This is a genomic window from Nonomuraea roseola (assembly GCF_039535395.1).
Classification (GTDB): domain Bacteria; phylum Actinomycetota; class Actinomycetes; order Streptosporangiales; family Streptosporangiaceae; genus Nonomuraea; species Nonomuraea roseola.
In genome coordinates, this window is the sequence record NZ_BAAAXC010000005.1 from 715,344 (window position 1) to 731,660 (window position 16,317).

Genomic DNA, 16,317 nt, shown 5'->3' on the forward strand with positions numbered 1-16,317 from the left:
ATCCCCCTTATCCCTTCGTGAGCGGAGTTCCGTGCGCCTTTTACCCCCCACCCGTACCGACCATGACCGCCGAGCATCCCACCCCCGCCGGCCCTGGCTGACCGGCCAACGGCTGCGCCGAGCCACCGTCCTGACCCTGACTCCAGTCCTGCTGATCACGACGGCACCCGCCATCCCGGCCCAAGCACAGACTCCTGTCGCCCCCCACGAGGCAGGATTCGTGTCGCAGCTGGCCTCCTGGGTGAGCGGCGGCATCGCCGGCCTGTTCACCGAGGATCCGAAGGGCGAGATCCGCCCCAGCGGGCAGCAGACCACCCTTCCCGGCAGCCGGGCCGCCGCGCCTGCTTCGGCGGCCAAGCAGCCGCCGGGCAAGCGGGTGAAGGAGGAGGCCGGTAAGCGGTCACTGTTCGGCAAGGTCTACCAGCTGGAGGACGGCCGTTCTCAGCTGGAGCTGTCCACCCGGCCGGTGCACTACAAGGACGCCGACGGCAGCTGGCAGGACGTCGACACCCGCATCGAGGCCGTGGCGGAGGACGGGTTCGTCCAAGGCAACGACAAGGCCGGATACTCCACCCGGTTCGGCGACAAGACCGACAAGCTCGCCAAGATCAAGCTCGGTGAGCGGCAGCTGACCTTCGGCGTGGCCGGCGATGCCAAGCAGGTCGCCCCGGTGGTGAAGGGTTCGACCGTCACCTATCCGGGCGTGTGGGATGGCACCGACCTGGTCTACACGGTCACGCCGAGCGGGGTGAAGGAGTACCTCGTGCTATCCAAGCCGCCCGCCTCCGGGACGGCGTACTCGTTCACGGTCAAGACCGGCGGGGTGCAGGCGCAGCAGAACGCCGACGGCTCGATCGCGTTCAACGGCGACGACGGCACCCCGGCTTTCACCGTGCCGAAACCGTTCATGATCGATTCTGAGGTGGATGCAGCCTCGCCGTACGGCAAGCGCTACTCCGACGCGGTCACCCAGGCGGTGACGCTACAGGGCAGCGAGGCGACGATCACGCTCACCCCGGACGCGGCGTGGCTCGCCGCGCCGGAGCGCAAGTGGCCGGTGGTGATCGACCCGACGATCAACCTGCCGGACTGGGCGAATCCGACCCAGGACACCTACGTCGACGCGGGCGCCGCCACCGGCAACTTCGTCTCCTCGTGGATGCTGCCGGTCGGCAAGTCGGCCAGCGGCGTGAAGCGCTCGCTGCTGTACTTCAACCCGCCGGACGCCGACGTGCTGCCGATCGGCACACGCATCGACCAAGCGCAGTTGCAGATGTACTTCGACCAGTCACTGGGGGACGCGGCGCCGGTGACGATCGAGGCTCGAGAGATCACCTCCGACTGGGTGAGCGACATCGGGTCCACGACGTGGAACCGGCAGCCGACCTTCTCCTCCACCGTGGCCTCCTCGGTGACGCGCAACGCGGGCGAGGTGTCGCGCTGGCACTCCTTCGATGTCACCGGCATGGTCAACGCCTGGTACGCCACGGTCGAGGCGCCGATGCACGGCATCATGCTGAAGGCGGCCAACGAGGCGAAAACCGCCCCGGTCGCCGGCGTGGCCTATCACGCCAGTGAGGATGTCTTCGGTGGCGAAGGCATGATCGGTGACGGTTCGACCTTTCCCCGGCTGGTCGTCACCTTCGGCAAGCCGTCGGTGAGCTTGAAGCCGGTGACCACCACGACGTCGCTGGGCGCGTCACTGGAGTGGACGGCCTACGCCGATCCCACCCCCGCCGACGCATCCGATGATCTGGCCGAGTACCGGCTGCACCGCGTCTGCCCCTCGGGCTGCTACGACACCAGCACCACCAGGCGCAGCGTGGACACGCTGGTAGCGGCGTTGCAGCCCGGGACCACGGCGTATGTGGACACCAGCAGCGGCGCCGACCCCAGCGACGCGGCTTCCGACTGGTACATCCACGAGGCCACCTACTGGGTGGAGGCGGTGCTGAAGAACGGCCAGGCCGTGCCGTCGCAGCGGCTGCGGGTGCCGCTGCCCAAGCCCGGCATGATCTCCAAGGTGCTGACCGGCAGCGCCGACACCACCCTGGCCTCCGGCGAACCCACCACCGGCCACGACCAGCTGTCCGGGGCGAAGTGGGTACGGGCGGCCAACACCGCCACTACCCAGGGCAACACCCGCGCCGTGGTCAAATTCGACGACTATGCCACCCAGATTCCCGCCGACGCGCAGGTCAGCCAGGCGTCGCTGTCGCTGTGGCAGACCACCGGCAGTGGGTCGGGAGCCGGCTTCGACGCCCACAAGCTGACCAAGGCGTTCGACGAGAGCGCCACGTGGAACAGCCCGTGGACCAGCCCGGGAGGCGACTTCGACCCGGCCGTGCTCGGCAGCGCCTCCGGGCTGGCCGGCCAGCCCGGCTGGCGCCGATGGACGGTCACCGACGCCGCCAAGGCCTGGACCGCCACCCCGGCCTCCAACCACGGCCTGCTGGTCAAGGTCGCAGGTGAGGCGGGCACGGCCAAGCAGTCGGTCTCCTTCCTCGCCTCCGAGGGCGAGGAAAGCCTGCTGCGGCCCAAGCTGCGCGTCACCTACGTCGATCCGGCAGCGGTGCGCTCGTTCTATGTGCCGGGCACGCCGGAGCGGATGGAGACCGGCTCCACCAAGCAGGTCTCGGTGCTGGTCACCAACACCACTAACGAGACCTGGCCGGCGGCCTCGACGGCGGTGTCCTATCACTGGAAGCTGCCGGACGGCACCGAGGTGTCCACGCCCGACAGCCAGCTGAAGACGGCGCTGCCCTACGACCTGCCGCCCGGTGCCTCCGTCCAGGTGGACGCGGACGTGAAGGCGCCTGCGGTGAGCGGGGACGGCACGAACAAGGCCGAAGGCATGCAGCTGGTCTGGGACGTGCAGGACACCGTCACCAACAACTGGAAGTCGGCCAGCCATCACCTGCCGGAGCTGCCGCAGCAGATCCGCATCGACTCCCCCACCTCCAACCTGCTGGGGGCGGAGAAGTTCTACGCCTACACCGGCAAGAACACCGGCGCCGGATCGACCGCGCTGGTCAACCCGTACGCGGGCAACGTGGTGTGGAACTACAACGCCTTCACCAACCCCTCCCGCGGGGTGCAGACGTTCGTCCGGATGACCTACAACAGCCTGGACACCTCCACGGCTTCTCTGGGCTACGGCTGGTCGCTGCAGACCTCGACCTTGCAGAAGCTGGGCTCGCAGCTGCAGTTCCACCCGCCCGGCGCCCGGTTCTGGCCCGAGCAGGTCCGGCTGATCGACGGTGATGGCACCACCCACGTGTGGACGCTGGACACCCACGGGCTTGACGTCAGTGACTGTCTCCCGAACACCTGCGACTACAAGCACCCCCGAGGTGTGCACCTGTACCTGCAGCGGGTGGCCGACGCGGCCGACCCGGCCCGCTACTCCGAGGACCCGACGCGGCAGTGGGTGTTCACCAAGCCGGACCGGACCCAGTTCGTCTTCGATGAGGAGGGCTTCCAGTCCGCGATCGTGGACAAGAACGGCAACACCATGTCGTTCACCTACGAGCGGCGTAAGTCCAACAACAAGCCGACCAAGTTCTTGCAGTACATCACCGACGCGGCAGCCCGTGAGACGCTGCGGCTGACCTACTACAAGAAGGGTCAGGACTACACCTACATCAACGACGAGGGCGCCGAGGTCAGCGACACCAAGCTGACCAACCCGCACATCATCGACAACGTCGAATCCATCACCGACATCGCCGGCCGGAAGGTGAGGTTCACCTACACCGACAAGGGCCTGATGGCCAAGATGGTCGACGGCTTCGGCGACGAGGGTGCCAAGACGTTCCGCTTCACCTACGACGCGCTGCAGGGCAACAAGAACGTCAAGCTCGTCGCGGTCGAGGACCCGCGCGGCAACGCCACGAAGCTGAAGTACTACACGGCTCCGGTCGACCCGAAGGACCTGTGGAAGGTCGAAACCCTCACCGACCGGCTCAACGGCGTCACCAAGTTCGACTACGTCGACCCGGACGGCCCGCAGGGCGGCATGATCCACGCCACCATCACCGACCCGCTCCAGCACGCCACCAAGTACGTGCTGGACGCCTACGGCCGGCCGGAATCAATCCTCAACGCCAAGAACGAGACCACCGCCCTCACCTGGGACCCTGACCACAACGTGGTCAAGCTGACCGAGGCCAACGGCGCGTACGCCACCTGGCTCTTCGATCAGAAGACCGGCTACCCGCTGGAGCTGAAGGACGCCGAGGCCAACGCCAACAGCACCGCTCCCACCGTGCTGGGCTACGAGGCCCCTGCCATCTTCAATGGCTATGTCGCCGATCTGGTCGAGAAGACCTCGCCGGAGGGCCGCAAGTGGAAGTTCGGCTACGACGCCAAGGGCAATCTGAAGACGGTCACTGACCCGCTCGGCGTCGCCTCCCCTACCGAGGGCGACTACACCACCAGCTATGACTACGACCCGGTCGGCCAGCTGATCAAATCGACGGACGCCAACGGCAACCCGACCGTCTTCAGCGACTACCACCCAACCGGCTACCCGCAGAAGATCACCGACGCCCTCGGCGTGGAGACGCCGGCCGAAGGCGACCACACCACCAGCACCGAGTACGACAAGCGCGGCAACGTGCTGTCGGTGACCGACGCGCTGGGCAAGAAGACCACCCAGACCTACGACCTGTTCAAGCGTCCGCTGGAGTCGAAGGTCCCCAAGGACCAGGACAAGGGCGAGTACATCGTCACCCCGGCCCCGATCTACGACTTCAACGACAACGCCGTCAAGATGACCTCCCCCAACGGCGCCGTGGCCACCGCAGTCTACGACCAGGCCGACCAGTTGATCGAGTCGAACCTGCCTAAGGACTTCGACAGCGGCCCCGAGCGCAAGGCCACCTACACCTGGGACCTGGCTGGCAACCTTAAGACGCGGACGGAACCGAAGGGCAACCTCACTCCCGACGTGGCCGGTGACTTCACCACCTCGTATGTGTACGACAAGATCTACCAGCTGACCGACGTCCTCAACGCCGAGCCATACAAGCACAAGATCACCTACACCTACGACAACGTCGGCAACGTGGAGAAGGTCGTCGACCCGCGCAAGAACACCACCGCGGACGCGGCCGACTTCACGACCTTCTACGCTTACGACCGCAACCACCGGGTCACCCACGTCAAGGACGCCGCGGGCTTCCAGACCATCACCGACTACGACCTGGACGGCCTGGTCGAAGGTCGGACCGACCAGGACGGCAACAAGACGCTATTCGGCCTCGACAAGCGTGGCGCCGTCACCGAGACCCGCGTCCCGCACTCGGAGACCGACGGCGTGATCAAGTACACGATCACCCAGTTCGCCTACGACCAGGTCGGCAACCGTACCAAGGTCGTCACCCCGCGCGGGGTGGAGACCGCCGACGACCCGACCGACTTCATCGCCGAGACCAAGTACGACAAGCTCAACCGTCCGATGGAGGAGATCTATCCCTTCGATCGGGACGACCCCAAGTACAACACCCCCGACTCGGTGAAGTACGTCTACGACGAGGTCTCGCGGCTGAAGGAGATCTCCGCCCCGCCCTCCCACGGGCAGAGCATCCGCAACGTCAGCTCGATGAGCTACTGGGACAACGGCTGGTCCAAGACCACCATCGATCAGTGGGACATCAAGACCACCTACGAGTACAACCCGCTTGGCCTGCAGACCAACCGCACCGTCACCTCCGCAGGCGGCTCCAGCCAGCGCGCGCTGGACTGGTCCTACTACCCCGACGGCAAGCTCAAGACCCACTCCGACGACGGCGTCCCGCTCGGCCTGGACGTGGTGCTCGGCGACAACTCCGACATCGGCCAGGTCACCGCGGTCGGCTCGTGGACCCTCGCCGGAACCGGCACCGCCTCCTCGTCGAACATCGTCGGCCCCGCCGTCACCGCCACGGCGACGTCCGGGTTCGTCGGCTACGACTACGCCACCGCCCCCGCCGGCACCGGCCAGTCCTCCTTCACCTGGGGCCTGACCACCCCGACCCCCAGCAGCTACAAGGTGCAGGTCAAGTACCCGGCCGGCGCGACCGCGACCAACGCCAAGTACACGATCAAGCACGACAGCGGCGAACAGGTCGCCATCGTCGACCAGACCAAGAACACCGGCGACTGGGTCGACCTGGGCTCGTTCGCCTTCACCGCGGGCAACACCCACACCATCACGCTGACCGACGAGGCCAACGGCAGCGTGGTCGCCGACGCGGTCAAGCTGGTGCGCGACAACAGCGGTGAGACCGACGCGGAGAAGAAGGACTTCGCCTACACCTACGACGCCAACGCCAATCTCACCAAAATCGACGACCGCTCCCCGACCGCGAAGATCGACGTCTGGGACATCGCCTACACCGGCCTCAACCAGATCAGCAAGGTTGAGGAGAAGCTCGCCGGAGTGCTGAAGAACACCACCACCTACACCTACAACGAAAACAGCGCCGTCACCGAGCGCACCCACGACAAGACCCTCGCCACCTACCGGTATGACGTGCGGGACCTGGTCGACCAGGTCGTCAACAAGAAGTCGGCCACCGACACCGCGCCGAAGGTCACCAGCTACACCTACACCCCCAAGGCCGAACGCCTCACCGAGACCAAGGCCAACGGCAACACCGTCACCTACGACTACTTCCTCGACCGCCTGCTCCAGCACTCGATCGAGAAGAAGTCCAACCAGACGGTGGTCGCCGAGCACACCATCGGCTACCAGGGCAACCTGCACCGCTCCCGCGACCTGACCAAGATCCAGAACGCCGACAACCCCGGCGCGTACCTCGAACACGACTTCACCTACACCTACGACCCGCGCGACCGCATCGCCAAGACCGTCAAAACCCCGGTCTCCGGCGGGACGGCCAGCACCGAGACGTACTGGCACGACGCCAACAGCAACGTCTACGAAGAAGACGTCCTCGGCAAGAAGACCACCTTCACCTACGACCGCAACCGCCTGATGACCTCCGTCACCGACGGAGCCACCAGCACCTACAACTACGACCCGTACGGCCGGCTGCGCACCATCACCGGCGGCGGCAAGGTGCAGGAGAAGTACACCTACGACGGCTTCGACCACGTCACCCGGCACGAGAAGCTCGGCGGCGACGGCGCCTCCACGGTGACCACCTACACCTACGACCCGCTGGATCGCACCACCAGCAAGACAGAGAAGGACGGCTCGGCTTCAGCCAAGACCACCGCCTACTCCTACCTCGGCCTGTCCGGCGAGGTCCTGGACGAAGAGGTCGCCGGCAAGCTCACCAAGTCCTTCCAGTACAGCCCGTGGGGCGAACGCCTGTCCCAGGTCAAGGTGACCGGCACCGGCGGCGAGGAGTCGTCATACTACGGCTACAACGCCCACACCGACGTCGAGCAGATCACCACCGACGCCGGTGACACCCGCGCCACCTACGGCTACACCGCCTACGGCAGCAACGACGACAAACTCTTCACCGGCGTCGACAAACCCGACCCCGCCGACCCGACCGCCAAGGAGGAGTACAACCCCTACCGCTTCAATGCCAAGCGCTGGGACAACTCCACCGGCATGTATGACATGGGGTTCCGCGACTACAACCCCAACCTCAACCGCTTCCTCAACCTGGACAGCTACAACGGTGCCCTGGCCGATCTCGGCCTCGGACTCGACCCCTGGACCGCCAACCGCTACGCCTTCACCGGCGGCAACCCCATCACCAACATCGAGATCGACGGGCACGACTTCTGGGACGACCTGAGCGGAGCTACTGCCTTCGGTGCCGATCCCGGGAGTGCTGGCTCCATCCTCGCGCACGGAGCGGAGGCGGCAGCCGGATGGGCCACCATGATGGCGGGCGCGGCTAGCGCCTTCGGTGGGGGCGCTGCGTGCCTGACCGGCGTGGGCTGTGTGGCCGGAGCACCTGCCGTGGCACTGGGGGCCGGTGCCGTCACCGTCGGCGCCACCACCGCGGGTCTCGGCGCGTCTGGTCTCCTCAACGACATCCGCCATATCGTGCAGGCGGCAGCTGGAGAAGGCACGGAAAGCTCCCAAAACTCCAGCAACAGCAGTAGCAGCAGTGCGGGCAATGAAGAGGTGGCCAAGTCCAGAGGCCAGCTCGCACAAGAAGGCGGATCGGAGTACGAGCGATTCCTCTGGAAGAAATTCGGCCACGAGGGTGATTTCAAAGTAGGCAAGCGCCAATTCGACGGCAAGCGCTTCGAGGGGGAGGTCGAGACCTGGTACGAAGCCAAATCGGGAGCGTTCTGGGACAGGGTGCTGAAGGACTCCAAAACGATGGAATCCTTCAAGGGCAAGATGGGCGAGGCGGTGAAAATCGCCAGAGAGAACAACGCTAGATTCGAGATCATCTCCGAGAATCCCATTCCCGAGACGATTACGAAGTGGCTGACGAAGAAGGGGATCCCGTTCCGAGAGGTAACGCGTCCCAAGCCGTCATCAAGCGGGCCGGCGAGGTACAGCGCGGAGTAATACCTGATAACCTCTAAATGACCTCCTGGTGGGCAATCTGCGCCAAGAGCGCTCACCAGGAGTATTTCCCCATCAACCTGGTCGAGGAAAGATGAGTCGCGACGTCATTATCAGCCTGCAGTTCGAACACGAAATTGACTTCGAGGAAATTCTCGAACGGCTCGCACAGGCGAACTGGGCGTTCCTCCGCGGAGAAGACTCCATCTGGTATATGGCCGACTTTGACTGGAGGGAGGTGCCGCTGAACGGCCTGACCGAGGCAAAACGCGACATGCGCGCCTCTTACGAGGCCGGGGAAACGATAGCCATAACGACCAGGCTGCCTGACGGAGAATTCTTTGCAAACGTGATGTTCCACGAGGACAGGACGTCGATCTCGCTGATCCCCTTGCTGGATTACCGCACCATCGCACACTTGCCGGAGTTCGCCGATCTGGGGTGGTACATCGAGAGCTTCCTGGCACCATGTCGGGACCTCCCCATAGTGCGAACGGAAGCGAGCGACCAGCGGTGAGCACACCGGGCCTTGGCGATGTGACACCGCCGCCAAGGCCCGGGCAGAAGCGTTCCCATGTTGAGACCGAGTGGCCCGGAAACGGTTTAAGGGACGGTGCCAAGGTGGACGACCAGGAAGCGCGTTTCCCCAGGAACGACCGTTCCGAAAGTCGTCTGTCGATGTCCGAAGTGCCCTGCACAATCGACCTGGGCTGTTGGCCCCGTTTGCAGAGGACTTCGGATCGTCGCGCTGTCCGTACTTCTGTGCACGGTGGGTCGATCCTGTCCGTACTCGTGTGCGCGACCGTGACGCTGGCCTTCTTCGCGAGTGTCCGTTAGGGGAATCCCCTAACGGACACCGAGTGCATTACGCTCACGTCCATGACCGCGGCCATGATCGAGTTGGATGACGGTGCACACCTACGCACGTGGACTACGGGCTCGGTGGTCCCGCAAAGGTATCCCGTGGTTATGGTGCACGGCGGTCCAGGAGTTCCCGACTATCTCGCTCCGGTCGCCGGCATCATCGATGACCTGTGCCTGGTCCACCGCTACGACCAGCGCGGCACCGGCGGATCGTCCTGGGAGGGAGAGCACACGATCGTCCGCCACGTTCACGACTTGTCGTTGTCGCTCGATGCGTGGGGACACGACCGGGTTGTTCTGGTGGGGCATTCGTTCGGAACCAATATGGCCAGCTACTTCTTGCTGGCCCATCCCGAGCGCGTGGCGGGATTGATCCAGATCGCCGGGCCCTTTCTGGATCCATGGCGGGAAGCCGACCGAGCAGCACAGCGAGCACGACGCACTGGCGAGCAGCAGGCCAGGCTCGAGGAACTCGATGCGATCGAATCGCGTACCGACACCGAGGAGATCGAGTACCTCACGGTGTCGTGGCTTACTGACCACGCCGACCGAACTCGGGCGCGGGATTGGGCGCTGGCATCAGCCTGCACACTGCGGCCCATCAACTACGCGATGAACGCTCAGCTCAACGCAGCGAAGAAGGCCGACCCGCTCGAGTCACACGTGGACGAACTTCGCGAGCACCTGCCGCCCGGCGCGGTGATCATCGGCGGGGCCGGCGATAGCCGCCCCGCTGGCGCCCTGCGACGTCTCGGAACACGCCTCAATTGCGAGGTCATCATCGTCCCAAACGCGGGGCACAATCCATGGCTGGAAGCGCCCGACCAGTTCGGTGCGACGCTCCGCGCTGCAGTGGAGAGGCAGACCCGAAGGGCTGGCAACCGGCCTCGCCCCCGACCGCCGCTGGAGCGCCGGGGAAGCAGGTCCGAGACGACACCCTCGCCCTGACGCCACCAGTCCAGCAGCACGAACACCTGCCGCCGCGAGATCCCCAGCTCGACGGCCGCCGTGCGCGGGCAGCGCCGGCGCCACCCGGCCGTACCGCGCCACGTCGCCCAGTTCGGCCTGATACCCATCAGCGGGGCGGGGACGCTTTGACCTCGCCCCGGGTACTGTGCCCCTCCTGGGGCGCAGACCAAGAAACGGCGAAAGGGGCAGTCCCCTGGTCGCGGCAGGTGTGCGCGCGAGGGTTACGGCTCAAACATCGAGGGATAAGTCCGGCGCGATGACGATCACTGGGCCGTTTTTCGCAGGTCGGAACTGGCAGGGACGGGTGTTGAGGAGCCGGGAGTAGCAGCACGCAATGCGGCTGGAGGTCATTTCCGGCCGGGTCAGCGCCAGTTCAGGCACCGGCCTCGAGCACGGCGAGGTCGCGCACCGCATAACGGTGATGCTCGGCCTCTTCCTTCAGCACCACCTTGAGGCAGCGGCGCACGACGTACTCCTGGTCGGGATACGGGTCCGCCGGCTTGCGACCGCATACCCGATCGAGCGCGGCCTCGGTGAGCCCGTCGACGACACGCCGCATCGTGGCCATGCGGGCGAGCCGCGGCGCGAGCACCTCGTCGAGCGTCGGGGTGGCTTCGAGGGTGAGACCGAGCTTCGCCGTCGCGTCGGGCGGCATCCCGCCGACAGGGAAGCCCAACGGGTGGTACGGCGCTTCCTCCTCCAGCACGGCATTGCCGAGCCAGGCATCGCCGGCGAACAGCAGGTGCCGTTGGGTCTCGACCAACGACCACTCGCCGTTGACCTGCTCGTGCAGCTTGGCCTCGGGCAACAGCCTGGCGCGGTCGAGCGTCGCCGCCCACAGCGTCTCGATGGCATCCCAAGCAGCCCGGTAGTCGTCGGGGGACGCGGCGTCACGCGCCAGCACCCGCGTGGGGTGCTGGCGGTCGAGTTCGGCCTCGACGTAGGCGGTCACGTCGACGTCGTTGACGACGAGACGCTCGAAGTCGCCACCGAGGTAGACGTCGCTCCCATAGCAGTCGACGATCTTCAGACCGCTGACCTCGCAATCGCGGATCTCGAGACCGGCAAGGTCGCACAGGTGGATACGGGCACCACGGAACTGGTCACTCTGGGCGTACTCAGCAGCCATCGAGGCAGTCTGCCGCACCCGTCCCGCCCGCGCCACGTTTGGCAACTAAGTTTCGGGGCCAACTGTGTGGAACGTGCTCACGCCCGCGTCCCGCTCGGCGGCACCACAAGACGGGTGGCCTGCATGAGATGCAGCTCCCCGTCTCCCGCGGCACGGTGCTGGCGACACACTCACGAGCCGCTTTTCATCCCGGACGAAACGGAACAAGTTAGTAGATAAGACGGTCTTACCGGCACGGAGGGCCGCACGGTCACCGCTGCGCGGAGCAAGTTAGTACATATCTCGGAGAAGACTCCGGATCGGGGTCGCGGGCAGGGCCTGCCGTACGGCCACGAGCACCAGGGCGACGTCGACCGGAGCTGGGTCGACCACTCCTGAAGGCCTGACGATCGCCATGCGGTGGTTGCCGAAACAGCGGGGCGGGGGGCGATCGACGGTCCGGCACCTCCTTCGTCGGCACCGGCCCACCGAGACCACGGGCTGATGTAGTCGAGACGACCCAAGGGTCATGATCGAATGCATATTTTCTCTACGACTATCAAGGGCGCCCGATGCACGGCCGCCGGGCCGGTTCACCGGAGTGAATGTGTGGGAGTTCGAGCGCCGTTCGTCCGTCTCCGCGATCTAGCTGGCCGCTGCGATCTCCACCGCGGTGATGGGCCGGAAGGTCGGCAGCACAGAGAGAAGGAAGTCCTCAGTTATGGCGTCGTAGCCGCCCACCTGTACCAGGGCATCACCATGCCTGGCGTACACGGGGGTGTAGCCATTCTCCAGGCGTGTCGTCCAGACGCCGGGGGCGATCTGCCGGCACGGCGTGACCGTCTTCCAGCTCCAGTCCGGCATGGGGTCGGCGCACGCCGCCTCAGGGGAGGCCGCGCCGCCTGGCCTGACGTAAACCTCGACCCACCGGCCGCTCCCGTGGTCGTCCGTGGGGTGGTAGGTGAAGCCGATCATCTCCGGCAGCCAGGTCGGGTCCACAGAGTCGAGCCGATAGTTCGGAATGGCTGGCGCGACCAGCGGAATCCCCGAGCTCTTCATATCCCCGATGACTTCCGCCGCCTGGATGGCTTTGGATACCAGCGGAGCCGCGCATAAGGCGAGAAGGACCGTCCCCACCGCGGCAATGCGGGCCATCCTGTTGCCCGGAGCACACAGCCACGCCGTGAACGGGAATCCGATCACGGCGGGGATGGCGAGGCTGACAGGCGAGTCGGGCAGCCACTGCATGCCCGGGCCCATGACCATGGCGAACACGAGCATGACGAACGGCGTGGACAGTCCCACGATCGGCCAACGCGGCATCCTTGCGGCCCAGCTCAACAGGAACGCGAGTGGGAAGGGCGCGAACATCATCACCGCCACCCCGGTGAATTCGTCGTCCGGATCATGAGGCCAGAAGACCAGGATGAGGACCTGGGAGGCCCCGATCGCGGCGCCCGCTAGAACCGCCTTGAGCAGCATCGGCATTGTGTGATTCTTTCCCACAGACCGCGGCGAAGGCCGAGCAGGCCGTGAACGGCGTAGGAGCGAGAACCAGTTGGCGAAACACGCGACAAGTCGCGGCCAGGAAGCCCCTCAGAACGCCTCTACGGGCATCTCCGCTGCGGAAGACCCGAGGCAGCAACCCGCCCCGACCACAGAACGCGCAGAAGCCGTTTGAGCGGTCGCGGCTCGGGTCGCGCCACCGCGACCCGAGCACCCTGCGAAAGAGGCAGAAGCCTGGCACTCCGACGCACTGCCGAAAGAATCAGCTCGCTGCCGTCGACCACCGCCAGGCCCTCACCGGGTACATCCGGGATATGGCCAAGCACACGCTGATGAACAAGACCGCCTACGCGGGCGACCGCAACGAGCACCGCCGCCAGGAGGACGAAGACGAGTAGCCGCCGCGGTTGCCGAAAAGCTCGAGGACCCGCCAAGGCCCCGTTTCGTCGTGGCGGCCGCCAGCTGCCGGCGAGCGACGCAACAACGAGCTCGGCGCACTGCCGAATCGTTCTCATAGGGAATCAAGAAGCCCACCGCGCCGTAGCGGCGAGGTCGGCGGGCCGGGACGGATCGACGGCCGGGGCGTGCGGCTCTTCGGCCGGTCCCGGCCGAAGAGCCGCCCGCCCCGGCCCGCCGACCACAAGCCAATCGGGAGGACCCGCCTCTAGCCTCTAGAGCCCAGGTAGAGGCCCGGATCAGCCTCTAGAGCGCCCTCTAGATCTAGACCCCCTGGTCTCTAGACCTAGAGCCTCCAAGCGGTTGTTGAGCGCGGTGAGAATGGGCTCTGGCTCACTCTCGATGATCTCGGTGACAGATCGTGCAGGGTGTCAGGAGTAGCGGAGGACGCGGGCCCGTAGAAGGTCGAAGTTGGCGCGGCCGAACATCTGCCTCTTCAAGAATTTGATCTTGTTGACGGTTCCCTCGACGGCACCGCTGCTGTGGGCCAGCGTTAGCCCGGCTTGCACTGCGGCGTGGTCGCGTCGGAGTCCCGTGGCGAAGGCGGCCAGGTGAGGCGATGCTCCGGCTTCGGCGGTGGTGATCCAGTCGTCGAGCAGGTGACCATTTCGGTTGGTCATCATCGTGGCGAAGCTGCGGACGAGGCCGGCGGTGTCGACGAGCTCAGGGCAGCGGTCAAGGAGCTGCTCCAGTTTGGCCTTGTCCTCGGTGTCCAGGTGGTCGGGGTGGGCCATGATCCAGCCGGTGACGCGGCGGGGTCTGGGTGGTGGGCATGGTTCTTGCCGGACTTCCTGGTGTCCGCGAAGTGGTTTGAGCCAGCCCTGGACAGCGCGTCGGCTGCCGGTGAAGCCTTGGGCCTTGATCTCGTTGTGGAGCTGGATGGCGTTGGCGCAGCCCTCGTTCCACCGGCGGGTGAGGTAGGGCTTGAACTCATCCAGCTTGCTGGCGCGATCGAGGGTAGCGGCCAAGAGTTCGTCCGCGCTGGTGGCGCTGGTGTACTTGCGGACGGTGCGGAAGGCCAGGCCGAGTTCGCGGCTGATGGCGTTCAGTGACGCGCCGTTGGCCCTCAACGCCTGGACCTGGGCGTAGCGTTCTTGTGTCCGTGCCACCATCGGCCGTTCGTTGCCGTAGGAGTCCAGGGTCTTGGGTCGCTCGGCAGGCTCGGCATGGCGGCCGGTTTCGTCCGTGATTGTGGTGTCTTGTTCGGGGACTTCCTGCAGGCAGGATCGGTGTGCGCGGATCGTCTTCTCCAGCGCTGCGGCGAGGTTTTGCCACAAGTGGAAACGATCAGCGACTTGGATGGCCTCGGGGGCGCCCTCACGGGCGCCGTCGGCATAGGAGCCAGCCCTGTCCCGGCAGATCATCTGCACCCCGGGATGGTCCTTCAGCCAGGTGGCCAAGTCCTCGGCGGTCCGGCCGTCCAGCAGATCGACGGGACGATGGGTTTCCATGTCCACCAGGACAGTGCCATAAGAGTTTCCGCGCCTCTTGGCGAAGTCGTCGACGCCCAGTACTGTGACCTGCCCTATCTCCGGATCGGGCAACGCTCGCAGGATCCGCAAGAGTGTTGATCGGCCGACCGGCACGCCGACCAGGCAGGCCATGCGGGCGCCGGCTCGTCCGGCCAGCGCTATCGCGATCGAGGTGAGAAGAGCGCGTAACGCGTTGGTGCGACGGGCATGCCGCTGGGTCAGCCCGTCGATCTGCTCGGCGAAGATCTTTCGATCACAGGAGGGCTCGCTGCAGAAGAAGCGGCGTACCTCCAACTCGACCTTGACCGGCCGCCCGCACGTCGCCAGATCCCACACGGTCCGGCGATAGCGGCTGTGCGCCCGGGCCGAGAGCAGCCCACACTCGGGACACGAGGCTCCGGCCGCCACGGTGCGCGCCGCGATCAGCACGGTGTCACCTAAGTCCTCAACATCCAGGACTTCCATATCCCTGAGAGCAGGGCAGAACAAACGAAGGCAGCAGGCATCCTCGCCCGCTGGCACATGCGCCACAATTAACCTCACGGCCGCTTGTTGATGATCGGGTTCTCGACAAACCAGATCGTTGACGGGCGGCCGCCTGAGCGTGGGGTCCGTCACAAGATCGCGACAACGACGCCCAGCGCGCCAGGATCCTCGCGTTGAGCGTCAGCTTTCCGGCGTGCCGTCGGCGTCTGTTCCCGCGCTTTGGTACCAGCTTGTCGGCGGTATCCGGAGTTGGGGCTTCCGTTAACGCCAGACGACGCTGTCGAGAAAGGCCTCAATGGTCGTCGTCACCTGACCAAGCACCTCGGCGGATCTGCGCAGCGGTCCCGGCACCTTCATGCCATGATCAGCGCCGTCGACCTCGAGAACGTGCGGCGTCAACTCCCGTGCCAGCGCACCATCCCAGAAGTCGTCCGCGGTGCCGCCGACGAGCAGGAATGGCTGGGTGGCCCGACGCAACGGCTCCACGCATGCGGGCATGGTGAGCAACGGCGTCAGCCAGATCCCTGGCAGACCGCGATCTGCCGCCACGGCGGCGCCGTACGAGCCGAGCGACTTGCCGATCAGCAGGGGTGTCCCCAGCTTCTCCACGACGGGCATCACCTGCTCGTAGACCCAGGAATGCCTCTCCACCAGGGGCCGGCCCTTCGGCGGCGTCCACGAGATCAGTTCGAGGTTGGCACCACGGCGGGCGACTGCTTCACTGGCATAGGCGAGCAGTCCTGCCTGCGGTCCGTACATCCCGCCGGGAATGATGACGGCGTTCCGGTTCCATTCCCCTTCGCTCATCGCTGGAAGGTATCGCCCTTGACCGGAGGAAACGTTCCGATCAGGAGCAGAACTTGTCGGCATCTCGGACATCAAGCAGACGCTACTCCCGCTGATCTCACCCAGAGTCACTGATCATCGAGAGTGAGCCAGAGCCTGAGAATGTCAGTGGCTCGGCG

General features: G+C 65.8%; 7 protein-coding genes. 3 read left to right on the plus strand and 4 right to left on the minus strand.

The window, feature by feature from the left end:
* Positions 1-220: 220 nt before the first annotated feature.
* The 3 genes from ABFX55_RS05320 to ABFX55_RS05330 all read left to right on the plus strand — a co-directional run bounded on the left by ABFX55_RS05320 (position 221) and on the right by ABFX55_RS05330 (position 10,303).
* Positions 221-8,494: a DNRLRE domain-containing protein gene (locus tag ABFX55_RS05320; protein WP_346118147.1), complete on the plus strand. Its 8,274-nt coding sequence runs from the start codon at positions 221-223 to the stop codon at positions 8,492-8,494.
* A gap of 91 nt (positions 8,495-8,585) precedes the next feature.
* Entirely contained in the window at positions 8,586-9,008 is a 423-nt protein-coding gene (locus ABFX55_RS05325; RefSeq protein ID WP_192775021.1) for a hypothetical protein, read from the plus strand.
* A 362-nt stretch (positions 9,009-9,370) separates the two neighbouring features.
* Entirely contained in the window at positions 9,371-10,303 is a 933-nt protein-coding gene (locus ABFX55_RS05330) for an alpha/beta fold hydrolase (RefSeq protein WP_379479256.1), read from the plus strand.
* Positions 10,304-10,697: 394 nt separating this feature from the next.
* Here the strand turns inward: ABFX55_RS05330 and ABFX55_RS05335 are convergent, their stop codons facing one another.
* The 4 genes from ABFX55_RS05335 to ABFX55_RS05350 form a co-directional block, all read right to left on the minus strand.
* A complete protein-coding gene (locus ABFX55_RS05335) occupies positions 10,698-11,453 on the minus strand; it encodes a DinB family protein (RefSeq protein WP_346118149.1) in 756 nt (251 codons plus the stop codon).
* A gap of 624 nt (positions 11,454-12,077) precedes the next feature.
* Positions 12,078-12,920 (minus strand): hypothetical protein, encoded by an 843-nt coding sequence (locus tag ABFX55_RS05340; RefSeq protein WP_346118151.1) that lies wholly within the window; start codon positions 12,918-12,920, stop codon positions 12,078-12,080.
* Between the two features lie 845 nt (positions 12,921-13,765).
* Positions 13,766-15,331 carry an ISL3 family transposase gene (locus tag ABFX55_RS05345; protein ID WP_346118153.1) on the minus strand — a complete coding sequence of 522 codons (1,566 nt, stop codon included), beginning with the start codon at positions 15,329-15,331 and terminating at the stop codon, positions 13,766-13,768.
* A gap of 282 nt (positions 15,332-15,613) precedes the next feature.
* Positions 15,614-16,159 (minus strand): hypothetical protein, encoded by a 546-nt coding sequence (locus ABFX55_RS05350; protein ID WP_346118155.1) that lies wholly within the window; start codon positions 16,157-16,159, stop codon positions 15,614-15,616.
* Between the last annotated feature and the right edge of the window lie 158 nt (positions 16,160-16,317).

Excerpts from the sequence above, each read along its gene's own strand:
- ABFX55_RS05325 (WP_192775021.1), top strand. The coding sequence starts at position 8,586 with ATGAGTCGCGACGTCATTATCAGCCTGCAGTTCGAACACGAAATTGAC.
- ABFX55_RS05330 (WP_379479256.1), top strand. The coding sequence starts at position 9,371 with ATGACCGCGGCCATGATCGAGTTGGATGACGGTGCACACCTACGCACG.
- ABFX55_RS05335 (WP_346118149.1), bottom strand. The coding sequence starts at position 11,453 with ATGGCTGCTGAGTACGCCCAGAGTGACCAGTTCCGTGGTGCCCGTATC.
- ABFX55_RS05340 (WP_346118151.1), bottom strand. The coding sequence starts at position 12,920 with ATGCCGATGCTGCTCAAGGCGGTTCTAGCGGGCGCCGCGATCGGGGCC.
- ABFX55_RS05345 (WP_346118153.1), bottom strand. The coding sequence starts at position 15,331 with ATGGAAGTCCTGGATGTTGAGGACTTAGGTGACACCGTGCTGATCGCG.
- ABFX55_RS05350 (WP_346118155.1), bottom strand. The coding sequence starts at position 16,159 with ATGAGCGAAGGGGAATGGAACCGGAACGCCGTCATCATTCCCGGCGGG.